This window comes from Planococcus sp. A6 (assembly GCF_028823615.1).
Classification (GTDB): domain Bacteria; phylum Bacillota; class Bacilli; order Bacillales_A; family Planococcaceae; genus Planococcus.
Genome location: NZ_JAPEHT010000242.1, coordinates 1 through 1,529, shown reverse-complemented (window position 1 = coordinate 1,529; position 1,529 = coordinate 1). Strand labels below are relative to the sequence as shown.

Here is a 1,529-nt window from a genome sequence, read left to right as displayed (position 1 = left end):
ACGCCTGCGGCCACCAACAACTGATTCAAGATGGCGATATACATGCCGTCCCCGCCAATGGCTATACGCCCGACAGCCGATACGATGAACAGCACCGCACTGACCAAGGGCCCGCCGTATAAAGCTCCGACAATCATCGGTACTTGCCGGAGGTCGAATATATAATCTTCCGTGAGAAATTGGTACGGAAACACCATGCACAGGATGATGGAGATGGAAAACAGGATCGTCATGGTGATCCTGTGGCTGACGAAGAAGTTTCGCTGCCCGGCTGTCGCGAACATTTGATAGAGGATGATTGGAAAAATGATGAAGAAAATATTATTGATCATGCCGGTCATCATTGCTTCCATGGCTGCACCTCCCTTTCCCGTTTCAGATTACTATTATACCGATAATTTCCCCTCACCTTCCAGCTATTTTTAACGATCTTTATACGGATGGTCAATTGCCGCCCGTATCTTCGTCAAGGTCCGTTCCCTGCGCTTTTTCATGCCGGATAATGTGACGCCATAATGTTTTTGCAATTCTGTCAGGCTGTAGCCGTCTATATACATCTCCTGAAGCAGCCGCCGTTCTTTCGGGCTCAAGAAAGCTGCATCCAGCCAGTCCGGCAACTTTTCAGCCACCCACTCCACCGCTTCTTCCTCTTCAAGGAATAAATCGGAATTCTTGACCTTCTTGCCTCCTTTTTGACGCCTTGTCAATTCGTCTTTCATGGCACCTTTGATGCTGCGATAGGCAAACGGCGCAAAATGGCCGATTGCCGGATCATGTTTTTCCCACGCTTGCCACAGCGCAATAAACCCTAGTTGGCGGAATGCATCATAATCGGTGTAAATATTCAATTTGCGGATAATCGATGAGATCATCGGCGCGTACTGGTCTGCCACTTCCGTAAAAGCTTCCATCTTCTTTTCCTTCTGGACGTCCTGTTTATTCCCGGGTGAATACAGCTTATGAAAGCTTTCCCGCTGAGTCTAGGCCGGAAAGTGAACACCAATGCATTTAAAATTGGATAATAAAACCATTTTATAATACTTAAGTTTTTAATAATTTCCACAATAATTACAATTATCTGTATATTTATATTGATTCATTAAAAGAGAAATGATACGATTTCCCCACAATGTAAAAAGGAGAGAGACGGAATGAAAAATTGCGGTGATTTGCGGGTTGATCAGGACGTCTTATTTCTCGAATCATGGTACGAGACAGGAAAGCGTTCACGCATCACTACTCCATACGGTGTCTTCTATTCGCCCGACCCGCCGCTAACTTTGATAGATAAAGCATCCATGTTGTTCGCTTTCCCTAACGGTGGTCGCGTAAAAGCGACGCGCCATAACCTCAAGATACATGGGAAGAACATCATTCTATTCTCAAATCGCGGTCTTGCCGCCTACCCGACTCATTCCCCTTGCCAACTGGGGTGCGTCTGGATCTTCAATCACCACTACAAACTGGAGGCCATCTCTTCCATCAGGACACGTATCATTTACGAACGCTTCGGGATCTCCAAAGAAGTC

At 46.2% G+C, this 1,529-nt stretch carries 3 protein-coding genes; 1 reads left to right on the top strand and 2 read right to left on the bottom strand.

Annotated elements, in window-relative coordinates:
• Positions 1 to 353, bottom strand: a 353-nt coding sequence (locus ON064_RS18185) for a LytS/YhcK type 5TM receptor domain-containing protein (RefSeq protein ID WP_274625867.1), incomplete at its 3' end; no start/stop codon positions are given.
• A 69-nt stretch (positions 354 to 422) separates the two neighbouring features.
• Entirely contained in the window at positions 423 to 911 is a 489-nt protein-coding gene (locus tag ON064_RS18180) for a sigma-70 family RNA polymerase sigma factor (RefSeq protein ID WP_274625866.1), read from the bottom strand.
• A gap of 240 nt (positions 912 to 1,151) precedes the next feature.
• Between ON064_RS18180 and ON064_RS18175 the strand changes: the two genes are divergently transcribed.
• Positions 1,152 to 1,529 (top strand): competence protein ComK (locus ON064_RS18175; protein WP_274625865.1); only part of this gene is annotated, 378 nt, incomplete at its 3' end.

What these genes read in the sequence shown, in the direction of transcription:
- ON064_RS18180 (WP_274625866.1), bottom strand. Translation starts at nt 911, where the DNA reads ATGGAAGCTTTTACGGAAGTGGCAGACCAGTACGCGCCGATGATCTCA.